Below are 22568 nucleotides of genomic sequence, written 5' to 3' on the forward strand. Positions count from 1 at the left end.
CCGGCAAAAGTGGGGCAGAAATTATCGCAATATGGGCACAGTATTCCCGCGGGCAGCATACCCTTCGGTCAAGGCCGGTGGTTTCGGCCCGCCCGTCGCCCAGTCGATCAGTTCGACCGTATGCACAATCGGGATTTCGGTGGCCGATCCGATCTGCATCATACACCCGATATTGCCGGCGGAAATGATGTCGGGGTTCTTGGCCTCCAGCGTCTGGACCTTGCGCGCCTTCAACTGCTTTGAGATTTCGGGCTGCATCAGGTTATAGGTGCCCGCCGAACCACAGCACAGATGACTGTCGGCAGGTTCCACCACCTCGAAACCGACCTTTTTCAGCAGGGTTTTGGGGTATGTCTTGATCTGCTGGCCATGCTGCAGCGAACAGGCGGCGTGATAGGCCACGCGCAGCCCTTTTGGCGCGCCATCCGGGACGTCCAGCTTCATCAGAACCTCGGAGATATCCATCGCGATGGCGGCAACCGCAGCGGCCTCTTTCGCCAGGGGTTCATTGCGGAACATATGCCCGTAGTCCTTGACCGTGGTGCCGCAGCCGCTGGTGTTGATGACAATCGCGTCCAGCCCGCCATGCGCCATCTCGCGGGTCCAGGCGGTGATATTCCGCGCCGCAGTCGCGTGGCTCTCGCTGGTTTTGCCCATGTGATGGGTCAGCGCCCCGCAACAGCCCTGACCTTCTGCAATCACCACGTCGCAGCCCAGCCGCTGCAAGACGCGGATCGTGGCGTCGTTGATATCGGTGTTCAACGCACGCTGGGCACAGCCCGTCATCAGTGCAACCCGCATCTTGCGCGGCGAGGCCGCCACAAAGGTCTGCGGATCGTCATTGCGCGAGACCGGCGGGATTTGTTTCGGCGCCATTTCCAGCATCGCCCGCAACCGTGCGTCAGGCATAAGGAACGCAAAGGGCCGCCCGATCTTGGCCCCCAAAAGCGCCAGCCGGAACCGCGACGGATAGGGCAGGATACGCGCCAGAACCCAGCGCAACAGGCGGTCACCCAACGGCCGCTTGTAGGTCTGCTCGATATATTCGCGCGCGTGATCCACCAGATGCATATAGTGCACCCCCGACGGGCAGGTCGTCATGCAGGCCAGACAGGACAGGCAGCGGTCGATGTGTTTGACGGTTTTCTCGTCTGCGGGGCGGCCATTTTCCAGCATATCCTTGATCAGGTAAATGCGCCCGCGCGGGCTGTCCAATTCGTCGCCCAGCACCTGATAGGTGGGGCAGGTCGCGGTGCAGAATCCACAGTGAACGCAGCTGCGCAGGATCTCGTTCGACCGCTGGATCGCGGGATCTTTCAGTTGGTCCGGGCTGAATGTCGTTTGCATGATGTCCTCGGGGTCAGGCCATCAGGCCGGGGTTCAGAATGCCACGCGGATCGAATTGCGCCCGCAGCCCTGCTGTAATCGCGGCCAGGGCCGCCGGTTCGGGCTGGAATGTGCCCAGCCTGGTTTTGGTTTCGGCACTGGCGCGGATGATCGTCGCATGGCCGTTGAAACCGGCCAGTCTGGCCCGCACATCCGTGCCCTGTGGCACCTCTGCCCAGATCAAACCACCGGCCCAGTCGTAAACCACCTTTGCCCCGTCCAGCCGCGCGGCAATCTGCGGCCCGTCGCCCGGCTTGACCGACAGCCGCCAGACGTCACCATCCGTGCCGTGGAATGCCGCGACATCGCGCACCTGCGCCCAGTCTTTCGCGCCCGTCACGGGGTCGGTACCGCATTCGACATCGCCAAAGCCCTGCAACAGCGCCCGCAGCTTTTCGCTACGATACGCCACAGACGCCTCGAACCCTTCGATGCGGATCATCGTCACCGGATGCCCGTCCGGCCCCACGGGCAAATGCGCGGCCCCCGTCACCTCGAAGGGCGACCCGATGGCCATCGACAGCGCGCGCACCGCCTCGGCATCCGACAACCCGTTGATCCGCAACACGCCCGTGCAATCGACATTCGGCAGCACCTTGAACGCCACCTCGGTCAGCACCCCCAGCGTGCCATAGCTTCCGGCCATCAGCTTCACCAGATCATAGCCCGTGACGTTTTTCATCACGCGGCCACCGTTCTTGACGATGGTGCCGCGCCCGTCGACATAGCGCACACCGATCAGATAATCGCGGCACGCGCCCGCCTGAACCCGGCGCGGCCCCGATACATTGGCAGCCACAACGCCACCAATCGTAGGATGGCCGCCCGTGCCCAGCAATCCGCGATGATCCATCGGCTCGAATGGCAGGCGCTGGTTGTCGGCGGCCAATGCGGCCTCGATCTCGGCCAAAGGCGTGCCGGCCCCCGCGACAATCGTCAGCGACCCCGGCTCGTACAGGCTGATCCCGCTCAAACCGCCGGTTTCCAGAACGGCACCCGTCACAGGGTTGCCAACGGGGCGCGTGCCTCCCCCGGTGATCCGCACCGCACCTGTCGCAGTCGCGACCGCCTCGGCCATCTGGGCCTCGTCATTGGGTCTCATTGGCCCTGCCTTTTCTTTGTTCCCCGAAAATCCTCGGGGGTGAATGCGCCACGGGCGCAGAGGGGGCAGACAGCCCCCTGCCTTACGCCGCCCGCCGCGTCGCCGTCGATTTCAGTGGAAATACCTTTGCAGGGTTCAGCAACCATGACGGATCAAAGACGTCCTTGACCCGCAGTTGCGCCTCCAGATCATCCGCTGTGAACTGGTCATACATCAGATCCCGCTTCTCGATCCCCACGCCATGCTCGCCGGTCAGGCATCCGCCCACCTCGACGCATAGCCGCAAAATATCCGCGCCCATCGCCTCGCACAGCTCCAGATCGCCGGGCTTGTTGGCATCGAACAGGATCAGCGGGTGCATGTTGCCATCGCCCGCGTGAAACACATTGCCGACACCCAGACCGTATTCCTTGCTCAACTCACCGATCCGCTTCAAGACATAGGGCAACGAGGACACCGGGATCGTTCCGTCAAGACACATGTAATCGTTGATCTGCCCCATGGCGCCGAATGCAGATTTGCGCCCCAGCCAGATGGCCTTGCTTTCCTCTTCGGATTTGCTCTCGCGCAGCTCGACAGGGTTATGGCCCCGCGCGATCTGCATGATGACGCCCAATTGCTCGTCGATCTCGGCGGGCGATCCTTCGACCTCGATAATCAGCAGCGCCTCGCAGATCGGATAGCCCGCGTGGGCAAAGGCCTCGGTGGCCTCGATGACGGGGCGGTCCATGAACTCGATCGCCACGGGCAGAACGCCCGCCTTGATGATGTCGGACACGCAGGCCCCCGCAACCTCGTTGCTGTCAAAGGCCACCAGCACCGGCCGCGCCCCTTCGGGCTTGCGCAAAATCCGCAGGGTGGCCTCGGTCACGACGCCCAGCTGCCCTTCGGACCCGCAAATCACCCCCAACAGGTCAAGCCCGCCCGAATCAAGATGCGCACCGCCGATTTCGACGATCGTGCCATCCATCATCACCATGGTGACGCCCATCAGGTTGTTCGTGGTCACGCCATATTTCAGGCAATGCGCCCCGCCCGAATTCATCGCGATGTTGCCCGCGATCGCACAGGCAAGCTGCGACGACGGATCGGGGGCATAAAAGAAATCGTTTTCCTCTACGGCGCCGGTCACGCTCAGGTTTGTGCGCCCGGTCTGGACCCGGATAAAGCGGTTGTCGTAGTCGGTTTCCAGAACGTCGTTCAGCCGTGCAACGCCAAGAATGACACAGTCCGCCGTGGGCAATGCCCCGCCAGCAAGCGATGTGCCCGACCCGCGCGGCACGACTGGAACGCCCTCTTCGAAACAGATTTTCAGCACCGCAGCGACCTGTTCCGTCGTCGACGGCAGAACCGCGCAAAGCGGCGGGCATTTATAGGCGGTCAGGGCGTCGCATTCATAGGCGCGGGTTTCCGTTTCGTCATGGATCACCGCATCGCGCGGCAACACGGATTGCAAACGCGCGACCAGCATGGCTTTTTTCTGGATAACCATCTGGTTTGGGACTGGCATTTCCATCGCGACACCCTTTTAATGACTAATTGGTAATTTAATATAACCAATTTAACCGTCTGGCAAGTTATTTGAAACATGTCTAGTCTTCTGCCATGGAACTCATGGATCGTCTTCAGTTTTTTGGCCCGCTTGACCTTGCCGCATTGGCAGTTCTTGCGATTGCGTATCTGGGAACAGGATGGCTGATCGAAAACGCATCCGCCGCACGCCCTTCGGTTTCGGTGCTGATGGCCGATTATCGCCGCGAATGGATGCGCCAGTTCGTGACCCGCCAACCCCGCATTTTCGACGCGACGATCCTTGGAAATCTGCGGCAGGGAACCACGTTCTTTGCCTCGGGGTGCATGATCGCCATCGGCGCGGGGCTTGCGCTTGTCGGAAATACAGAGCGTTTGCTGGGCCTTGCACAGGACCTGTCGCTTGAAAACGCACCCTCTGTCGTCTGGGAGGTAAAGCTGCTGGTGATCTTGCTGTTCGTGGCCAATGCGTTTTTGAAATTCGTCTGGTCGCATCGGCTGTTCGGCTATTGCTCTGTCATCATGGCTGCTGTCCCGAACGAGCCAGACGATCCAGTCGCCCTGCCCCGCGCCGCCCAAGCCGGAGAGATCAACATCACCGCCGCGCGCAGCTTCAATCGCGGCCTCCGGTCGCTCTATTTCGCGCTTGGGACGCTGGCCTGGCTTCTTGGGCCGGTGCCGCTGGTGTTTTCGACCCTCGGCACGGTTCTGGTGCTGTGGCGGCGCGAGTTTTCATCCGATTCCCGTGCCGTCCTTATGGGTCAGCCTGACTGACTGCCCCGACTACCGGCGCCCCTCTCGCAGCCAAGCACCAACAGTCAGCAGCGCCGCCAGCAGCAGGAACAACCATGCGGGCACCAAAGATGTCAGGGTGACATCGGCGGTCACATAGGCGTCGCGCGGGGTGATCCCGATCCAGCCGCGCCCGGCTGCGGGACGGCCCGCGCGCACCTCCCGCAGGTCAGGCACGCCATCCTCCAGCGCCATGATGCCGCCGCGTGTCGCACCGACAGTTTGCGCCAGCTTGTCGCCCGTGGCGATGGTTTCCTCGAACTCGCGCGGGGCTGCGGGGCCAAGCGCCACCACCGCCTCAAGGTCGTCCTGCTTTAGCCGGTACAGCCCGATGTCCGGCCCCTGGAATACGGTCTGATAACGCCCTGGCGACACTTCCTCCAGTGGGACTGTCACGGTGGAGCCGTCGGGCAGGGTCACGTCGACACTGCGCGGCCCCTCGGCAAGCGAACGGCGGATGATCGTCATGCTCTGCCCCGTCGCCTCAGCCCAAAGCGCCTCTTCCTCCAGCTCCGGTTCTTTCATCATCCAGTGCGCCAGACGCCGCAACAGCTCCAGCTGCGGGCCACCGCCCTCGAACCCGCGGTTCCATAGCCATGCATGATCCGAGGCCAGCAGCGCGATGCGCCCTTCGCCGACGCGGTCCAGCACCAGCAGCGGCTTGTCGTCGATCCCACTCATGACCGTCGCACCGGCGGTTGCCTGCATGTCGATCTGGCGGAACCACCGCCCCCATCCGGGGCCTGTCCCGCCTTCGACCTCGGGCGCGAAATCTTCCAATCCGGCGGTCACCGGATGCCGCTGCCCCAGATCGGTCACCAGTGGGGTAAAGCCCTGGTCTATCACGCGGCTGGTCGGCGAAGCGGGCAGAACATCCCCCAAAGGCGAGCGATACAGGCTGTCGGCCGAGGCAAAATCCGGCCCCGCAGCCACCAGAACGGCCCCGCCCCGTGTCACATAGTCCCGCACGTTTTCCAGATAGAGCGTGGGCAGAATGCCGCGCCGTTTGTAGCGGTCGAAAATGATCAGGTCGAATTCGTCGATCTTGTCGATGAACAGTTCGCGGGTGGGAAAGGCGATCAGCGACAGTTCCGAAACCGGCACACCGTCCTGCTTTTCGGGCGGGCGCAGGATGGTGAAATGCACAAGATCGACGCTGCTGTCGGACTTCAGCAGGTTGCGCCATGTCCGCTCTCCAGGGTGCGGTTCGCCCGACACCAGAAGCACGCGAAGACGGTCGCGCACGCCATTGATCTGCACGACGGCGGCATTGTTCCGGTCGGTCAGCTCTCCCTCGGCGGCGGGCACGCTGAACTGGATCACGTTCATGCCGCCATGGGGCAAGGTCACAGGCAGTTCCAGATCCTGCCCGATCGGCACGCGGTAGGATTGCGCCGCCTCTCCGTCGATCGAAATTTCCAGATCGGCCAGGGCATCCTGACGCACAGGCGCCGCCCCCTGATCGTCGATCCGCAGGGTCAAGGTCACCGCCTCGCCCAGAATCGCAAAGGCGGGCGCGTTGGTGATGCTTAGCCTGCGGTCCCAATCGGTCGCATGGCCCGTCAACAAAAGGTGCAGCGGCGCGGGCAGATCAGGGGCGCGGTCCAGATCGTGCAACTGCCCGTCGCTGAGCAGGATGATCCCGGCGATGCGCGCGCGCGGCTCTTCGGCCAGCGCACCCGACACCGCGGTCATCAACAAAGTGCCCTGATCGCCGTCGCCGTCGCCCAAGCTGACGATGCGCAATTCGGTATCGCGCCGCGCCGCGATCTGGCGGGTCAGGTTCTCTATGGCGGCGGTGTTCTGGGCCGTGCGGTCGGACAGGCCCTGACTGGCGCTTTCATCGACGACCAACAGCACAATATCGCTAAGCGGCGCGCGGTCCTCTGTCTGCAAGGACGGGTTCGCCAACGCGCCAAGCAGAACCGCCGCCGCCAACCCGCGCAGCCACCAGCCATTCAGCCCGCGCCACAGGGCAACCCCCAGAAACACAACCACCAACAGCGCCGCCAGAGCCAACAGCGCCGCCGGCACAAGAGGGTCAAAGATCACATGTTCTGTCATTGGCCCAACCTGTCCAGCAGGGCAGGCACATGCACCTGATCCGATTTATAGTTGCCGGTCAGCACATGCATGATCAGGTTCACGCCGAACCGGAACGCGATCTCCCTTTGCCGCTCGCCGGCATAGCCGCGCCCGACAGGGAACATCCTGTTGCCCGCCGTATCGACCGCCCAGGCCGCCGCCCAGTCGTTGCCGCCGATCACCACCGGCGTCACCCCGTCATTGAGGTTGCGAAACGGCATCCCTTCAACCTGTTGCGCGTCCGCAGGGGCAGCCTCGACCCAGACATCATCGCTGTCATAGCGCCCCGGAAAATCCTGAAGCAGGTAGAACGCACGGGTCAGAACATGGTCTGCGGGAAGCGGTTCAAGCGGCGGAATATCCAAAGGTCGCGCCAGTTCCTGCAACTTTCGCCCGTTCGGCCCGCTGCCGCCGAACTGCGCGACATCGGCATCGCGGGTGTCGAACAGGATCATCCCCCCGGTGCGCAGATACCGGTTCAGCCTGGCATAGGCCGCCGCCGATGGCGTCGTTTGATCCAGCGTGACCGGCCAATACAGGAACGGAAAGAACGACAGTTCGTCGTCTTCCAGATTGACCGCAATCGGGTGCGCCGGCTCGATCGAGGTGCGCGAAAAGATCACGTCGGACAAGCCGCGCAGGCCGGCCTGCGCAATGCGGTCCACCTCGGCGTTGCCGGTGACGACATGCGCCAGAACCACCTCGGATGTCGCCGCGATCGCGAATTCATCGGGCGTCTGGGCCTTGGCATCCACTGGCATCAACAGCCCCAGCGCCAACAGCGCCGCAATGCCGCCCCGCGCCCCGCGCAACCGTCCCGACAGCCACAAAGACGCCAGAATATCTACCATCAGCATCATCAAGGCGATCCCCAGAAATGTACCCTTCAGCGCGGTCTCTGTGGCCACGCCCAGCCCTTCAACCACGATCCGCGCGGGCCAGACTGCGGGGCCAAGCACCGTTGTGCGCCCCACCACGTTCACCGCAATGCGGCGATCGTCGCCCGCATAAAGACCGGGGGGCATGTCGGCGGCGGGGCGGCTGTCCGCCAGCCGCTCTCCGGCGATGCCCGCCTGTGCGCCCGCATCCCCGACCTGCCCGAAGGCATCCAGCACTTTGTCCGCCTGCCAGACGGTGCCTGCCAGATCCTTTGCCAAGGGTTCCGCCGGACGGGTCGAAATCGCCAACCGCTCCAGCATCTGCACAAAAAGGCCGGACAGCGGCAGCGTCGACCATTCGGCATTTGCCGTGACATGGAACAACACGACCTGCCCCTGCCCGATCCGTTCCCGCGTGACCAAGGGCGTGCCGTCGGTCAGCGCCGCAATCACGCGCGAGGCCAGCGTCGGGTCGGGCTGCGCCATGACCTGCGCCGTCACCCGCACGTCATCTGGCACTGCCAGCCCGAAGAACGGCGAATCCACATCGAAGGGCCGCAGCGACTTCGGCTCTCCCCAGCTCATCGCGCCGCCCACCGTGCGGCCACCGGACCGCAGACGCACCGGCAGCAACGGATCATCAAGGCTTTGCCCCGGATCCCGCGAGGCCATGCGCGTGCCCGCAAACCGCAGCAGCAAACCGCCTTGATCCACCCAATCCGCCAGACCATCGGTTTCCGCCTGTGTCAGCGTCGCGACATCGGCCAGCACAATCGCATCGGGATTGGCCAGCAGAATGTCCCCGATCGTGCCGTCGATCAGATCGGCGGTCGGTTCCAGCGCCTGCCGCAGATAGTGCAGCGGCGATAACAGTTCCAGCCCTTCGCGGTCATCGCGCCCTGCAATCAACGCCACCTCGCGCCGCTTCAGCGCGTCATCCGTCAGGCTGACCGCCCCGGCAGAGCGGACACCGGCGATCTGGAACCGCGAAATCCGGTTACGCAATTCGGCAGGCAAGGACATCTCGACCAATGTATCCACCGCGCCCGCCGCAAAAACGGCCTCTGCCCGCGCCAGTTCACGCTCTATCCCCACCGGATCCAATCCCATGGCGGCGACCGTCACATCGGATGCGGCACCCGCCACCGCGCGGATCACCGGTATCCGCACTAGGCCCGCATCGAATGTGGCGGGGCGCAGGGCAAGAACGGGACGCGGGCTTTCAAAAACCGTCACGGTGCCCTTTGCCTCCAGCCCTTGCAGCAGGGCGGCGCGGCTGTCGCGGTCAACCCCGTCCGACATCCAGAACGTCTCGAACCGCGCGCCACTTTGCGCCGCGATCCAGCGTTGCACAGCCTGCGCGTCAGGCTCCCACGGGCGGGGGGTCAACCCCGTAAGACGGCTTTCCCAGACATTCGCCGCCTGAAACGCCAAAGCCCCCGCAGGCAGGTCGGTCAACAGGGCAATCGCCACAGGCCGCCCGCCGCGCGCGGCATCCTCCAGCAAGGCCGCGATCCGGCCCTGCCGCCGTTGCCAATCGCGGGCATCGGCCCATGTTCCATCCACCAGAACCAGCAAAGGCCCGCTGCCTGTCCGGTCGACCTGCGGGTTCAGGACCGGCCCCGCGAACCCGATGATAAAGGCGGCAACGGCCAGTATCCGCAGCATCAACAGCCACCACGGCGTTTTGTCGGTCTGCGTCTCGTCGTCCTTCAGCCCCAACAAAAGCGCCACACCGGGAAACCGCCGCCGGATCGGCGCAGGCGGCACGGCGCGCAGCAAGATCCACAGGATCGGCAGGGCGATCAGCCCCGCCAAAAGCCAGGGCAACAGAAATCCGACAGGGCCAAGAATGAACATCAGCGCACCCGTCCCAACGCGCCATACAGCCACAAAAGCGCCGATTGTGCGGGGTCATTCGTGTGGTGGCACCTGTATTGCCAGCCGGTCGCCCGCGCCAGATCGGCCAGCTCCGCCTTGCGCTCTGCCAGTCGTTGCAAATAGCGATCGCGCAGGTGTCCGGCCTTCAGCGTCTCGAACCGTACGGTGTTGCCCATGCTCTCGAACACAGTGCGCCCGTCAAAGGGAAACGCCTCTTCCTGCGGGTCAAGAACCTGCAATATCGCCCCCTTGATCCCGCGGTCGGCCGCCTTGCCCATCGCCGTATACATCGGCCCCATATCGCCCAGAAAATCCGATATGAACAGCGCCCTCGACTGCGGCAGCATTCCGCGCGGCTCGGGTGTGGCGAAATCCGCGTCGTCGTCTTCGGACAGGGCCGCCGCAAGACGCAACAACTGGACCTTGCCTGACCGCGCGGGCATGGCAATCGACGCAAGCCCGACCCGTTCGCCCCCGCGCACCAGCAGCACGGCAATCGCCATCGCCAGCACCCGCGCCCGCGCCGCCTTGGTCGGCAGGGAGGTATCGCTGGAAAACCGCATGGATTGCGCGCCATTGACCCACAGCAGAACCGTCTGCGACGCCTGCCATTCCTTTTCGCGCACGAAATGCACGTCCGACCGGCCCGACCGGCGCCAGTCGATCATCCGCGCCTCGTCGCCCTGCATCGCGGGGCGGTATTGCCAGAACTCGTCGCCCATACCGGCCCTGCGGCGCCCGTGTTCGCCCAGAACAACCGTCGTGGCCATATGCTGCGCCTCTGCCAGCAGCGGCGGCAGGGCACTGGCCAGCCCTTCAGCATCGTGACGAAGACCGGCGGGATAGGTCACGCAGCAGCCTCGATCCGGGTGACGTGCGCTGCGACCTGCCCGATTACGGACCGCAGGCTTTCGCCCCGCGCCCGGGCCGCAAAGGACAGCGCCATGCGGTGCGACAACACAGGGCGCGCCATCGCCAGAACGTCCTCGACCGAGGGCACAAGCCGCCCGTCCAGCAGCGCACGCGCGCGCACCGTCATCATCAGCGCCTGTGCCGCACGCGGCCCCGGCCCCCAACTGACGCTGTCATTCACCACCTGCGGCGCGCCGTCTTCATGCGGGCGACAGGCGCGGACCAGATCAAGGATCAACTCGACCACGGCCTCGCCCACCGGCATCCGCCGCAACAGGGCCTGCGCCGCCAGCAGATCGTCCGCGGTAAAGACGGACGTCGCCTGTTCCTCTGTCAGACCGGTGGTCGCCATCAGGATATCGCGCTCTGTCGCGCGGTCGGGGTACTCGACGTCGATCTGCACGATAAAGCGGTCCAGCTGCGCCTCTGGCAGCGGATAGGTGCCTTCCTGTTCCAGCGGGTTCTGCGTAGCAAGCACATGGAACGGCACGCCCAGCGGACGGTGCTGCCCGGCAATTGTCACCGATTTTTCCTGCATCGCCTGCAAAAGCGCCGATTGCGTGCGCGGGCTGGCGCGGTTGATCTCGTCGGCCATCAACAGCTGGCAGAACACCGGCCCCTCGATAAAGCGGAACTTGCGGCTGCCATCGGCGGCCGTGTCCAGCACCTCTGACCCCAGAATATCGGCGGGCATCAGATCGGGCGTGAACTGGATGCGGTTGCCATGCAGCCCCATCACCGTCGACAGCGTTTCGACCAGTCGCGTCTTGCCCAACCCCGGCAGACCGATCAGCAATCCGTGGCCACCACACAAGAGCGCGGACAGGGTCAGGTCAACAACCTTTTCCTGCCCGATAAAGCGTTTGGTGATGCTAGCCTTGGCCTGCGCCAGCTTTTCGCCCAGCGCCTCTATTTCGGCGACAAGGTTTTCAGGGTGGGCCATGACAAATCTCCCTTTGGCGTTATACTGTCTATTAAAGGGACTTATTGCGTCCGGCACAAATGGCAAAACAGATGACAGGACAAAACATCGTGAAACCCTCGGCAGAAAGCCTTGCCGCCAGCGCAAAGGCGGCCACCAAAAAGGGCCCTGCGCCCGTGCACCTGTGGAATCCGCCGTTCTGCGGTGACATCGACATGCGGATCGCGCGGGATGGCACATGGTTCTACCTTGGCACGCCTATGGGCCGCATGCCGCTGGTCAAACTGTTCTCTTCTATCCTGCGAAAGGACGGCGACGCCTATTTTCTGGTCACTCCGGTGGAAAAAGTGGGAATCACCGTCGATGATGCCCCCTTCGTCGCTGTCGATTTCGACGTGACGGACAAAGGCCGGGAACAGGTTCTGACCTTCACCACCAATGTGGATGACACCGCAGCCGCCGGCCCCGACCACCCGATCCGCATCGTGCGCGACCCCGCAACCCAGGAGCCGTCGCCCTATATCCTGATCCGCACCAATCTGGAGGCGTTGATCGACCGCAAAAGCTTTTACCGGCTGGTGGATATCGGCGTGCATGAACCCCACGACAGCACAAGCTGGTTCGGGGTCTGGTCCAGCGGGCAGTTCTTTCCCATCATCCCCTCGGCGGATCTGATATAGCCCCGGCAGGGGATGACATTCCAAAATCCAGATGTCATATCACCCGAAACTGCCAATCAGAGGTTTCAAATGATCCCCCAGCGCTTCGCTCCCGTTGTTTTCGGTCTTATCCTGTCGGGCATGATGTCTTTCATCGTTTCGGGCATCGCCACGATCCGCGCCACGGGCCTGATCGACGGCCTTCCCGCGCTTTGGGTCGGCGCATGGATCGTCAGCTGGGCGGTCGCCTTTCCCACCGTTCTTGTCGTGGCCCCGGTCACGCGCCGTGTGGTCGCGCGGCTGGTGCGCGCAAACTAGGCGGATCAAATCGGTGGCGCTTTGGCGTTGCGGATGCCATCCTGCCCCTGCATGCACATCGGGGGCCGCCTAAGATGATCAACGCCGACAGTTTTTTTCAACCGGTATCCGCGCTGGATGTTCCGCGCTTTGCCGGTGTTCCGACCTTCATGCGCCTGCCGCATCTGGCGATGGATCACCCGCGCATCGCCGATGTGGAACTGGGCCTTGTCGGGGTGCCGTGGGACGCGGGAACCACCAACCGCCCCGGCCCACGCCACGGTCCGCGGCAGTTGCGCGACCTGTCCACCATGATCCGCGCGATGAACCCCGTGACCGGTGTGGCGCCCTTTGCCATGGTGAATTGCGCCGATCTGGGCGATGTCGGCCCCAATCCGATCGACCTTCAGGACAGCATGAGCCGCATCGCGACCTTCTACGCCGATCTGAAATCGCGCGGCATTGCCCCGATGACGGCAGGCGGCGACCATCTGGTGTCGTTGCCGGTCTTGCGCGGTCTGGCCAGCGACGCGCCCGTCGGGATGATCCATTTCGACAGCCACACCGACCTGTTCGACAGCTACTTTGGCGGGTTCAAATATACCCATGGCACCCCCTTCCGCCGCGCCATCGAGGAGGGCCTTCTGGACCCTAAGCGCATGATCCAGATCGGCATTCGCGGCACCGCCTATAATTCCGAGGACATCGAGTGGGGCGAGGCACAGGGCGTCCGCATCATCCGTATCGAGGAATTCTTTGACCGCGGCGTCAAGGATGTCATGGCAGAGGCGCGGCAGATCGTCGGCATCCACCCCACCTATTGCACCTTCGACATCGACTTTATCGACCCCAGCTATGCCCCCGGCACCGGCACGCCCGAAATCGGCGGCCCGAACAGCTTTCAGTCGCAGCAGGTCGTGCGCGAACTGTCGGGCGTCAACCTGATCGGCTGCGATCTGGTAGAGGTCTCTCCACCGTTCGACCCCTCGGGGGGCACCGCGTGGCTGGGCGTGTCGATCATGTTCGAACTGATGTGCGTTCTGGCAGAGGCAATCGTCGCAAGGAGACCCCGCTGACCCCACTTGCGATCACCAACCGCGACGCCCGCCGCCTGTGGCTTTCTGCGCAAGGGCTGGCAGAGACCCCGACCGGCCCGCTGGACACGATGGCGATCATCCGGCGGCTGGGCTTTGTGCAACTTGATACGATCCGCGCCGTCGAACGCGCCCATCACCACATTATATGGAGCAGGAACAACAGCTACCGCGAACATATGCTGAACCCGCTTCTGGCCGATGACCGCAGCCTGTTCGAACACTACACCCACGACGCCTCGGTCATTCCGACAGAGTATTACCCCATGTGGCAGCGCCAGTTCCGCCGCAAAAAGGAACGCATCGGCGCGTCGGACTGGTTCGGGTCCATGTGCGGTCCGGCAGAGCGCGAGGCGATCCGTGCCCGCATTGCCCACGAAGGGCCGCTCTCGACCCACGCTTTTGAGACCAGGATCGAGGGCGCGAAAGAGATGTGGCAAAGACCGCCGCACAAACTTGCGCTGGATTACATGTGGTATGCGGGGGAATTGGCCACGTCCCACCGGCGGAACTTTACCAAATTTTACGATCTGGCGGAAAATGTGATCCCCGACCATATCCGCACGCAATCCCATGATGACGCGGCGCAGATCGACTGGCTGTGCCACGCCGCGCTGAACCGGCTTTCCTTTGGCACCCTGACAGAGATCCGCCGCTTTTGGGAAGCGACAGAGGTCGCAGAGGTCAAAGGCTGGGCCGCAAATGCCGCCCTGATCCCGGTCACCGTGCAAGCGGCGGACGGATCATGGAGCGATGCGCTGGCGCCTGCCGACATCGAGGACCGCCTTGTCCACGCCGCCCCGCCCACGTCGCGGCTACGCATCCTGAATCCCTTCGACCCCGTGGTGCGCGACCGCGACAGGCTGAAACGCCTGTTCGGTTTCGACTACCGGATCGAAATCTTCGTTCCCGCCGCAAAGCGCCAGTGGGGCTACTACGTCTTTCCGCTGCTGGAAGGCGACCGCCTGATCGGCCGGATCGAGGCGAAAGCGGACCGCACAAAAGCTGCGCTGGACATTATCGCGAACTGGCGTGAACCCGCCATAAAATGGACAGCCCCCCGTGCGCAAAAGCTGGAGGCAGAGCTGGCGCGTTTTGCCCGATTTGCCGGATTGGACAGCGTCACCTGGTCCTGCCCCGCAACGCCCTGATCTAATGCGCTTCGGCCCAGTTGCCCCCGCGACCCGCCTCGACCGTCAGCGCCACGTCCAGCTTGACCGCCGGCATCGACGCATTTTCCATCACATCCTTGGCGACCCGGATCAGATCGTCAACGGCGGCATCCTCGACCTCGAACAGCAATTCGTCGTGGACCTGCAACAACATCTTCGCAGGGATATCCGCAATCGCCTTTGGCATGCGGATCATCGCGCGGCGGATCACATCGGCGGCGGTGCCCTGTATCGGCGCATTGATCGCGGCGCGTTTGGCAAAACCGGCGGTCGGGCCTTTGGCGTTGATCTCGGGCGTGTGGATCTTGCGCCCGAACAGCGTCAGCACATACCCGTTCGCCTTTGCGAATTCGGTCGTCGCGTCCATATAGGCGCGAATGCCGGGAAACCGTTCGAAATAGCGGTCGATGAACCCCTGCGCCTCGGCCCGCGGAATCCGCAGGTTGCGCGCCAGACCAAAGCCCGATATCCCGTAAATGACCCCAAAGTTGATCGCCTTGGCCTTGCGGCGAATATCCGGCGTCATCTGGTCCAAAGGCACATCGAACATCTCGGACGCCGTCATCGCGTGAATGTCGTGGCCATCCTTGAACGCCTGCTTCAACGCCGGAATATCGGCAACATGCGCCAGAATGCGCAGCTCGATCTGGGAATAGTCCAATGACACCAGCGTCTTGCCCGTAGGCGCGACAAAAGCCTCGCGGATGCGGCGGCCTTCCTCGGACCGGATCGGAATGTTCTGCAAGTTCGGATCGCTGGACGCCAGACGCCCCGTGTTGGCCCCCGCAATCATATAGGACGTATGAACGCGGCCGGTTTCGGTGTTGATATGATCCTGAAGAGCATCGGTATAGGTCGATTTCAGCTTGGACAACTGCCGCCAGTCCAGCACCCGCGCGGGCAACTCGTGTTCTGTCGCCAGATCCTCCAGCACATCGGCGCCCGTGGCATAGGCCCCCGTCTTGCCGGTCTTTCCGCCCTCGATCCCCATCTTGTCGAACAGAATTTCGCCCAACTGCTTGGGTGATCCGACATTGAACGGCTGCCCCGCCAGTTCATGAATTTCGGCCTCCAGCCCTGCCATTTTCTGGGCAAAGGCATTGGACATCCGGCTTAGCGTGTCGCGGTCAACCTGAATGCCCGCCATCTCCATCTCGGCCAGAACCGGCACCAATGGCCGCTCCATCGTCTCGTAAACGGTTGTTACACGGGCCTGATGCAGACGCGGCTTGAACAGTTCCCACAGGCGCAGAGTGATATCCGCATCCTCTGCCGCATATCTTACCGCATCGCCAACGGGCACGCGGTCGAACGTAATCGCGGATTTCCCGCCGCCCAACAGCGACTTGATCGGGATCGGCGTGTGATCCAGATAACGCTCTGACAGCGCGTCCATACCGTGATTGTGCAATCCCGCATGCAGGGCATAAGACAACAGCATCGTGTCGTCGATCGGTGCCACATCCACCCCGACGCGGGCAAAAATCTTGGCGTCGTATTTCATGTTCTGACCGATCTTCAGGATCGAAGGATCCTCCAGCACCGGTTTCAGCATCGCCAATGCATCCGCGGTCTTCATCTGTCCCGCCGCCAGATCGCTGCCGCCGAACAGGTCATCCGCCGCACTGTCCTTATGGATCAACGGGATGTAGCATGCCTGTCCCGCCGTCACGCACAGCGAAATGCCGACCAGCTCGGCCTGCATCTCGTCCAGCGATGTGGTTTCGGTATCCACTGCCACATACCCGACTTCGTAAATCCGGTCGATCCAGACCGCCAGCGCCTTGGCATCACCGACACATTCATACTCTTCGGGCCTGAATGGCGCGGCAACGGGCGCGGCAGTGGCGATGGCGGTGGCCGATTTGGCAACCGGCGCCCCCTCCGGCGCGGGCGGCGGTGCAACGCCCGTCATCTCGGACACGCGCTTGGTCAGGGTGCGGAATTCCATCTCGTTCAGGAATTTCAACAGGGCCTCTGGCTCTGGTTCCTTGACCTCAAGATCATCCAGCGAGAAATCCAGCGCCATGTCACCGTCAAGCTGCACCAGCCGTTTGGAAATGCGGATCAGCTCGGCGTTATCCACCAGCGCCTCGCGCCGCTTGGGCTGTTTGATCTCGCCCGCACGCGCCAGCAATGTCTCCAGATCGCCATATTCGTTGATCAACAAGGCGGCTGTCTTGATCCCGATACCGGGGGCGCCCGGCACGTTGTCGACACTGTCACCGGCCAAGGCCTGCACATCGACCACACGGTCCGGCCTCACCCCGAACTTCTCGATCACCTCGTCAACGCCGATACGCTTGTTCTTCATCGCGTCCAGCATTTCCACACCGTGGCCAACCAGTTGCATCAGGTCCTTGTCGGAACTGATGATGGTGCAGCGCCCGCCCGCATCGCGGGCCTGACACGCCAAAGTGGCAATGATGTCATCTGCCTCGAAATCCTCGATCTCGATGGACTTCAGATTGAACGCCCGCGTCGCATCGCGGGTCAGCGGAAACTGCGGGCGCAGATCCTCGGGCAGCTCTGGCCGATGCGCCTTGTACAAAGGGTAGATGTCATTGCGGAACGTCTTTGACGAATAGTCAAAGATCACCGCCGCATGGGTCGGCGCATCGGGGCCCTTGTTGTCCTCGATGTATTTGAAGATCATGTTGCAGAACCCCGCGACCGCGCCGATCGGCAGGCCGTCGGACTTGCGCGTCAGGGGCGGCAAGGCGTGATAGGCGCGGAAAATGAAGGCAGAGCCATCAATCAGATGCAGGTGGCATCCCTTGCCAAACGTCATGTCACGTCTCCCGTGTGTCGTATCGCCACCGCCGGTCAAGGCGATCAGGGCAAGGCTGGCGGCTGCTTATTCCGCAGCCCCGGCATGGTCCTTATGGACGAAACGCTTATCGCAATATCCGCATTCGACAAACCCCTTGTCCTCGGGGATTTGCAACCAGACGCGCGGATGACCAAGCGCACCTTCGCCGCCATCACAAGCCACACGGTGGGTATCCACGACCACAGTTTCAGGCGCTTCAATGGACATCGGTGTATTCCTTCGTGGTTGTGGTGGACGGTCAGGCGTCTTAAGTCGTTATCAATCGGTGGGCATGATAGCAATCCACCACGCACGGGCAAGGGCAGAGGGTGACCAATGACACAGAATGCAATCCGGATCGAAGGCCTGCGCAAGACATATGCGGGCGGCGGCAACCAACCCGCAAAAGAGGCGCTGAAGGGGATCGACCTTGATATTCCTGCGGGCAGCATTTTCGGCCTTCTTGGCCCGAATGGCGCGGGAAAATCGACCCTGATCAACATCCTGGCGGGTCTGGTGACGAAAACCGCAGGCAAGGTGGAAATCTGGGGCTTTGATCAGGACATCAACCCACGCCAGTCCCGCGCGTCGATCGGGGTAATGCCGCAGGAACTGAACATGGATCCGTTCTTTACCGCCCGCGCCGCGCTCGAGGTGCAGGCGGGGCTGTACGGCGTGCCGAAAAAACAACGTCGCACGGACGAGATCCTCGACCTGATCGGCCTGACCGACAAGGCCGACGCCTGGGCGCGGTCGCTGTCGGGCGGGATGCGGCGGCGGCTGTTGCTGGGCAAGGCGCTGGTGCATTCGCCCAACGTGCTTGTGCTTGACGAGCCCACAGCCGGCGTCGACATCGAATTGCGCCAGATGCTTTGGACCAATGTCCGCAAAATGAACGACGAAGGCATGACGATCATCCTGACGACACATTATCTGGAAGAAGCCGAACAGATGTGCGACGAGATCGCGATTATCAACCAGGGAGAGGTCATCGTCCGCGACAAGACGGCCAACCTGATCGGCCGTATGGACAGCAAGACCCTGATCATCGTCCCCGATGCCCCCGTGACCCGCGCCGTCACCCTGCCCGATGGCGTCGCCATGACCACCCGCCGCGACGGCGCATTGGTCTTCACCTATCGCCGCAACACAACCAACGCCGACGTCGTGCTGAACGCAGTGCAGGCCGCTGGCATCACAATCCGCGATGTCGCCACGCAGGAGCCGGATCTGGAGGACGTCTTTGTTGCGCTGACCAGCACCAAAGGGGACGCCGCCTAGGTCGGGGCCACGCGCTCCGCGCGGGAGTATTTATAGAACAAAGTATCAATGTCTTCTCGGCAAAAATACTCTCGCGCGAAGCGCATTCCGACCCCCTCGGTCAGCCCAGCATCTTGCCCAGATGACGCCCGCCGACGATATGCACATGCAGATGCGGCACCTCCTGCACACCGTTCTCGCCTGAGTTGGCGATCATCCGGTATCCTGCCCCACCCTCGCCGGGTTGCACGCCCAGCATCTTGCAGACCTCGCCCACCGCCCGCGTGAAATCGACAACTTCGGCATCCGAGGCGTTCAGGGCGAACTCGTCATAGGTCACATATGCGCCCTTCGGGATCACCAGAACATGGTCCGGCGCCTGCGGTGCGATATCGCGAAACGCCAGCGTGTGTTCGGTTTCCAGCACAGTATTGTTCGGGATTTCCCCGCGCAGGATTCTGGCAAAGATGTTCTGTGGATCATAGGTATTCGGCATAGGATGTCCTTAGTCGACAAAAAGATGGTCGGTTGATGCGATCTCGCGCGCCGCAGTTTCGGTCAGGCTCAGGAACCCTGCAAGTGGCGCGATGTTTTCCTCGACGCTGCTGCTTTCGCGCAAGCGGTAGAAATTCGGAAAATTGGCATCCCTGATCCGGTCGCTTTCGAACACGACATCATATCTGATCGTTGGCAACAACCTGTTGATCGTCTCCTGCGGTGTGCGCTCACCGGCCAAACCCACCCTTTTGGCGTGGCCAATCAGGTAATCATCGCTGAAGTCGCAGTCGATTTCCAACAGCCGCGTCACGCAGCGATCCGAATAGAAATCCTGAAACAGCTCCATGCTGCCTGGATCAAGGCACACGACCATCCGGTCGGTGTCATAGTAATCGAACAGCATCCGCATCAGGGCGCGCCGGTGCCGGGCGCGTTTTACCAGCGTTGTCTGGATACCGCCAAGATCCGGCAGCGCGGTGCTTTCCTCATCGAACAGATACTCGATCGCAGGCAAATTCGTGACCTGCTTTATCCGCGCCAGAAGTCGCTTTGCCACATGCCATTTCTTGCAGGTGATAATCAGCAATTCCCGTTCCCGGCCCAGCGTGCTTTCGGTTTCCCAGAACCGCGGTGCAAAGCGGCGCCCGATCCGCCCGCGCCCGGTCATGAACTTGTACAGGCTCCGCCCCTCGTTCGAGATCTGGAACCGGTGATCCTCGCTCGCATAAAGCACGCCCAGACGCCGCTTCAGCTCTGTCGCATCAGGGCTGATTTTTCGCGCAAACAGGAAATCCTGCGACAACAGCAAATCATAGTGGTCGTTATAGAACGTCACCGGCATACCGTAATCGGAAAACATCAGACAGGTCAGGGTGCGCGTGTCGATTTCCGTTTCGGGCACAAGGTGGCGCACGATGGTCTGGAAAAATGTCTCGTCCGGAATCCATGTGGTGCGGAAAAACCGCATCACATCGCGCCGCTTGCGGCAGAACTGCAATACCCACTCCACGGTGCGACGGCGCAGACACCACCACTGGCTGCCGATCATGATCTGGAGATCCGGCGGAATAGCCCGCGTCAGCCCCAGTTTGCGTTGCAACTTGAACGACCCGTAAAACAGCGCCTTTTGCGTCCGCTCGTTGAACACATGGCGATAGATCAAGCGCTCGGCTTTCCAGCCGGTCTTGATCCAGTCGCTTTCGAAATAATCATAGCTTTCGATGTAATCCACATCGGCGCTGTCCAGAAAATCATGGGCATAGCGCGCCGATTTGATCGCCATGCAATCGCCCGACAGCATGTAGAAATGCGTCGCGCGCGGAAACGCCTCCACGGCGGCCTCGACCGCATTCAACGTGGCCTGAACCAAGCTCCACGCGCCCCATCCGCATTTGATCCGCTTCTTCGCGAAGGTGACATTGGGATTCCCCTTCAGCGCGGCCCGGATGCGGCGGTAATGATTCGCCTTGGCCCGTCCGTCAAAATGGATCGCCATAAAGTCACCGGCAGCCGTCAGTCGCTCTGCCTGCTGAATAATCGCATCGGGATCTTTATGGCACAACAAGATAAAGGCGATTTTGGCCATACGGGGAAACCTACGGGATGGGAATTTCAATACTATTCACCTAGATAACGTGAACTTGGACTGAAAAAACAGACATTCATTGCTTTTTTGTGCGGAAGTGTCTCTTGGACACAGTTATAAAAAACGAAATTGTTGGAGGCGAGTTAACATTATGGGATTTCCCGGAACCTGGATGACGGAAAGTGAAAGCGTGGTGTACCGCGTTGTTCCGAAATGCGCCTGCTCGACCATTGGCCAGATCATGTATTATTCGGATCACGGCGAGTTCTTCGACGGTGACATCCATGACGCCACCTCGGGCATGCACAAATGGGCGATAGAGCCGAGCCAGAAGCTGATCGAGAAAAACGTCAAATCCCATGGCTCTTACGCGTTCACCTGTGTGCGAAATCCCTATGGCCGAATTCTGTCATCCTTCTTCGACAAGATTTGCGGCATCCAGCGCAACGGCAAGCGCTATCGCGGTAATCTTGTGCCGCTTTTGATCCAGAAATACGGGATTGAGGTCGGCGACCCGGAAACCGGCTTTGAATTCGACCAGATCGCCAGCTTTCGCCGCTTTCTACTGTTCGCCCGCGACACCATCCGCTGGCGACGCCCGATGGAACCCGACATCCACTGGTCTGCCATGTCCGGCCATATCTCGACGTTCATCGTGAACGGCGGGCGCTATGACCACATCTTTCCGACCGAGAATTTCAACCCCGGCATGCAGGTCGTGCTGGATGCGGTAAAGACGCCGCACAAGATTGATCTGGCCCAAATTCCGCGCTTCAACGAATCCGAAGGGCACGGTCCAAAGATGGCGCATCCGATCCAGGACTATTTCGACGACCTGTCGATGCATCTGGTCTATGAAATCTACAAGAAGGATTTCCATCTGTTCAAATACGACTTTGAAAATCCGGCGATCAAAAAGCCGATAGCAGAGGTCGATCTAGACGAGGTTCACGCAAAGCTGGGTGCCTGAGACGAACCCGGCGCAGACCTCTGCCGCGCCGGATCTTTGCCCTCAGGTCAGCCCGCGACGCTCTGCCAACGACTGACCGATAATCTGCCAGGATGATGTCAGGAAAAGCCCGGCCATAATGCCCGCCACGATCAGATCCGGCCACCCTGTCGCCGTGCCCCAGACCCCCAGCGCCGCGATCATCACGGCGATGTTGCCAATCGCATCGTTGCGCGAACACAGCCAGACCGACCGCACATTCGCATCCCCGTCCTTGTAGCGCACCAGTAAAAGAACGCTGGCCAGATTGGTCAGTAACGCCAGAAACCCGACGATGCCCATCACTTCGGCCTCGGGGGTTGTGACGTAAAACACCGTATAGACTGTAGAGCCGAACACCCAAAGCCCCATGCCAAGCAGGCTGATCCCCTTGGCCAGCGCCGCCGTGGACCGCGTTCTCAGGCCCGCACCGATCACCGCCATGGAAATTCCATAGGTCAGGGCATCGCCAAAGAAATCGAGTGCGTCCGCCTGCAGTGCCAGCGATCCGGCCAAACGACCTGCGCCCATTTCAACCCCGAACATTACGGCGTTCAGCGCGATAACCGCCCAAAGGCGCCGCTTGTAGTCGACCGACATTCCGTCGAAACTCTCTGCCCCGTGGTGGTGATGGCTGTGCCCGGCGCCCATGGTCTGCTCCTTGATTCCTGATGCAGGTTCAACCTAATGTCTCTAGTAGCTATAGGTTCAAGGG

At 61.9% G+C, this 22568-nt stretch carries 19 protein-coding genes; 7 read left to right on the top strand and 12 right to left on the bottom strand.

Going from position 1 to position 22568, the window contains the following annotated elements; genetic code table 11:
• Positions 1–21 precede the first annotated feature (21 nt).
• The 3 genes from glcF to ACEN2R_RS01485 all read right to left on the bottom strand — a co-directional run bounded on the left by glcF (position 22) and on the right by ACEN2R_RS01485 (position 4004).
• Complete coding sequence (gene glcF / locus ACEN2R_RS01475) at positions 22–1347, bottom strand: glycolate oxidase subunit GlcF (protein ID WP_442038487.1); 1326 nt, start codon at positions 1345–1347, stop codon at positions 22–24.
• Between the two features lie 13 nt (positions 1348–1360).
• Positions 1361–2488 carry an FAD-binding protein gene (locus tag ACEN2R_RS01480; protein WP_442038489.1) on the bottom strand — a complete coding sequence of 376 codons (1128 nt, stop codon included), beginning with the start codon at positions 2486–2488 and terminating at the stop codon, positions 1361–1363.
• Between the two features lie 82 nt (positions 2489–2570).
• Entirely contained in the window at positions 2571–4004 is a 1434-nt protein-coding gene (locus ACEN2R_RS01485) for an FAD-linked oxidase C-terminal domain-containing protein (protein WP_442038491.1), read from the bottom strand.
• An 89-nt stretch (positions 4005–4093) separates the two neighbouring features.
• Here ACEN2R_RS01485 and ACEN2R_RS01490 point away from each other — a divergent pair, with 89 nt between their 5' ends.
• The gene (locus tag ACEN2R_RS01490; protein WP_442038493.1) at positions 4094–4792 is read left to right on the top strand and encodes a DUF599 domain-containing protein; all 699 of its coding nucleotides are present in this window, start codon (positions 4094–4096) and stop codon (positions 4790–4792) included.
• Between the two features lie 9 nt (positions 4793–4801).
• Here the strand turns inward: ACEN2R_RS01490 and ACEN2R_RS01495 are convergent, their stop codons facing one another.
• Genes ACEN2R_RS01495 through ACEN2R_RS01510 form a run of 4 tightly spaced genes read right to left on the bottom strand, consistent with a single transcriptional unit; the run spans position 4802 to position 11509 of the window.
• Complete coding sequence (locus ACEN2R_RS01495; RefSeq protein ID WP_442038495.1) at positions 4802–6874, bottom strand: hypothetical protein; 2073 nt, start codon at positions 6872–6874, stop codon at positions 4802–4804.
• A complete protein-coding gene (locus ACEN2R_RS01500; protein WP_442038497.1) occupies positions 6871–9633 on the bottom strand; it encodes a DUF4159 domain-containing protein in 2763 nt (920 codons plus the stop codon). The genes ACEN2R_RS01495 and ACEN2R_RS01500 overlap by 4 nt, the downstream gene beginning before the upstream one ends.
• The gene (locus tag ACEN2R_RS01505) at positions 9633–10505 is read right to left on the bottom strand and encodes a DUF58 domain-containing protein (RefSeq protein ID WP_442038499.1); all 873 of its coding nucleotides are present in this window, start codon (positions 10503–10505) and stop codon (positions 9633–9635) included. The genes ACEN2R_RS01500 and ACEN2R_RS01505 overlap by 1 nt, the downstream gene beginning before the upstream one ends.
• A complete protein-coding gene (locus ACEN2R_RS01510; RefSeq protein WP_442038501.1) occupies positions 10502–11509 on the bottom strand; it encodes an AAA family ATPase in 1008 nt (335 codons plus the stop codon). Before ACEN2R_RS01510 ends, ACEN2R_RS01505 begins: the two co-directional genes overlap by 4 nt.
• Positions 11510–11580: 71 nt before the next feature.
• Between ACEN2R_RS01510 and ACEN2R_RS01515 the strand changes: the two genes are divergently transcribed.
• From ACEN2R_RS01515 to ACEN2R_RS01530, 4 genes are all read left to right on the top strand, one after another.
• On the top strand, positions 11581–12168 hold the full coding sequence (locus ACEN2R_RS01515; RefSeq protein ID WP_442038503.1) for a DUF1285 domain-containing protein: 588 nt from the start codon (positions 11581–11583) through the stop codon (positions 12166–12168).
• A 69-nt stretch (positions 12169–12237) separates the two neighbouring features.
• Positions 12238–12465, top strand: coding sequence for a DUF2798 domain-containing protein (locus tag ACEN2R_RS01520; protein WP_442038504.1), 228 nt, complete (start codon positions 12238–12240; stop codon positions 12463–12465).
• Between the two features lie 74 nt (positions 12466–12539).
• Positions 12540–13520 (top strand): agmatinase, encoded by a 981-nt coding sequence (locus ACEN2R_RS01525; protein WP_442038506.1) that lies wholly within the window; start codon positions 12540–12542, stop codon positions 13518–13520.
• Positions 13478–14689: a winged helix-turn-helix domain-containing protein gene (locus tag ACEN2R_RS01530; RefSeq protein ID WP_442038508.1), complete on the top strand. Its 1212-nt coding sequence runs from the start codon at positions 13478–13480 to the stop codon at positions 14687–14689. The genes ACEN2R_RS01525 and ACEN2R_RS01530 overlap by 43 nt, the downstream gene beginning before the upstream one ends.
• A gap of 1 nt (position 14690) precedes the next feature.
• Here the strand turns inward: ACEN2R_RS01530 and polA are convergent, their stop codons facing one another.
• Both polA and ACEN2R_RS01540 read right to left on the bottom strand, forming a co-directional pair.
• On the bottom strand, positions 14691–17501 hold the full coding sequence (polA, locus tag ACEN2R_RS01535; RefSeq protein WP_442038510.1) for a DNA polymerase I: 2811 nt from the start codon (positions 17499–17501) through the stop codon (positions 14691–14693).
• 66 nt (positions 17502–17567) lie between these two features.
• Complete coding sequence (locus tag ACEN2R_RS01540; protein WP_442038512.1) at positions 17568–17750, bottom strand: zinc-finger domain-containing protein; 183 nt, start codon at positions 17748–17750, stop codon at positions 17568–17570.
• Positions 17751–17858: 108 nt separating this feature from the next.
• Here ACEN2R_RS01540 and ACEN2R_RS01545 point away from each other — a divergent pair, with 108 nt between their 5' ends.
• Positions 17859–18803: an ABC transporter ATP-binding protein gene (locus ACEN2R_RS01545; RefSeq protein WP_442038514.1), complete on the top strand. Its 945-nt coding sequence runs from the start codon at positions 17859–17861 to the stop codon at positions 18801–18803.
• Positions 18804–18903: 100 nt separating this feature from the next.
• On the opposite strand, the gene ACEN2R_RS01550 is transcribed toward ACEN2R_RS01545, so the two are convergent.
• Both ACEN2R_RS01550 and ACEN2R_RS01555 read right to left on the bottom strand, forming a co-directional pair.
• Positions 18904–19278, bottom strand: a complete 375-nt coding sequence (locus ACEN2R_RS01550; protein ID WP_442038515.1) for an HIT domain-containing protein — start codon at positions 19276–19278, stop codon at positions 18904–18906.
• Positions 19279–19287: 9 nt separating this feature from the next.
• The gene (locus ACEN2R_RS01555; RefSeq protein ID WP_442038517.1) at positions 19288–20865 is read right to left on the bottom strand and encodes a DUF5928 domain-containing protein; all 1578 of its coding nucleotides are present in this window, start codon (positions 20863–20865) and stop codon (positions 19288–19290) included.
• A 151-nt stretch (positions 20866–21016) separates the two neighbouring features.
• On the opposite strand from ACEN2R_RS01555, the gene ACEN2R_RS01560 reads away from it, so the two are divergent.
• Positions 21017–21835: a sulfotransferase family protein gene (locus tag ACEN2R_RS01560; RefSeq protein WP_442038519.1), complete on the top strand. Its 819-nt coding sequence runs from the start codon at positions 21017–21019 to the stop codon at positions 21833–21835.
• Between the two features lie 42 nt (positions 21836–21877).
• Here ACEN2R_RS01560 and ACEN2R_RS01565 read toward each other — a convergent pair whose 3' ends face one another.
• Positions 21878–22504 (bottom strand): cation transporter, encoded by a 627-nt coding sequence (locus tag ACEN2R_RS01565; RefSeq protein ID WP_442038521.1) that lies wholly within the window; start codon positions 22502–22504, stop codon positions 21878–21880.
• Between the last annotated feature and the right edge of the window lie 64 nt (positions 22505–22568).

Origin of the sequence: Pseudogemmobacter sp. W21_MBD1_M6, assembly GCF_052119585.1 — a bacterium.
Classification (GTDB): domain Bacteria; phylum Pseudomonadota; class Alphaproteobacteria; order Rhodobacterales; family Rhodobacteraceae; genus JBGQOJ01.

Coding starts and splice junctions, on each gene's coding strand:
- glcF (WP_442038487.1), bottom strand. CDS start 1,347: ATGCAAACGACATTCAGCCCGGACCAACTGAAAGATCCCGCGATCCAG.
- ACEN2R_RS01480 (WP_442038489.1), bottom strand. CDS start 2,488: ATGAGACCCAATGACGAGGCCCAGATGGCCGAGGCGGTCGCGACTGCG.
- ACEN2R_RS01485 (WP_442038491.1), bottom strand. CDS start 4,004: ATGGAAATGCCAGTCCCAAACCAGATGGTTATCCAGAAAAAAGCCATG.
- ACEN2R_RS01490 (WP_442038493.1), top strand. CDS start 4,094: ATGGAACTCATGGATCGTCTTCAGTTTTTTGGCCCGCTTGACCTTGCC.
- ACEN2R_RS01495 (WP_442038495.1), bottom strand. CDS start 6,874: ATGACAGAACATGTGATCTTTGACCCTCTTGTGCCGGCGGCGCTGTTG.
- ACEN2R_RS01500 (WP_442038497.1), bottom strand. CDS start 9,633: ATGTTCATTCTTGGCCCTGTCGGATTTCTGTTGCCCTGGCTTTTGGCG.
- ACEN2R_RS01510 (WP_442038501.1), bottom strand. CDS start 11,509: ATGGCCCACCCTGAAAACCTTGTCGCCGAAATAGAGGCGCTGGGCGAA.
- ACEN2R_RS01515 (WP_442038503.1), top strand. CDS start 11,581: ATGACAGGACAAAACATCGTGAAACCCTCGGCAGAAAGCCTTGCCGCC.
- ACEN2R_RS01520 (WP_442038504.1), top strand. CDS start 12,238: ATGATCCCCCAGCGCTTCGCTCCCGTTGTTTTCGGTCTTATCCTGTCG.
- ACEN2R_RS01525 (WP_442038506.1), top strand. CDS start 12,540: ATGATCAACGCCGACAGTTTTTTTCAACCGGTATCCGCGCTGGATGTT.
- polA (WP_442038510.1), bottom strand. CDS start 17,501: ATGACGTTTGGCAAGGGATGCCACCTGCATCTGATTGATGGCTCTGCC.
- ACEN2R_RS01540 (WP_442038512.1), bottom strand. CDS start 17,750: ATGTCCATTGAAGCGCCTGAAACTGTGGTCGTGGATACCCACCGTGTG.
- ACEN2R_RS01545 (WP_442038514.1), top strand. CDS start 17,859: ATGACACAGAATGCAATCCGGATCGAAGGCCTGCGCAAGACATATGCG.
- ACEN2R_RS01550 (WP_442038515.1), bottom strand. CDS start 19,278: ATGCCGAATACCTATGATCCACAGAACATCTTTGCCAGAATCCTGCGC.
- ACEN2R_RS01555 (WP_442038517.1), bottom strand. CDS start 20,865: ATGGCCAAAATCGCCTTTATCTTGTTGTGCCATAAAGATCCCGATGCG.
- ACEN2R_RS01560 (WP_442038519.1), top strand. CDS start 21,017: ATGGGATTTCCCGGAACCTGGATGACGGAAAGTGAAAGCGTGGTGTAC.
- ACEN2R_RS01565 (WP_442038521.1), bottom strand. CDS start 22,504: ATGGGCGCCGGGCACAGCCATCACCACCACGGGGCAGAGAGTTTCGAC.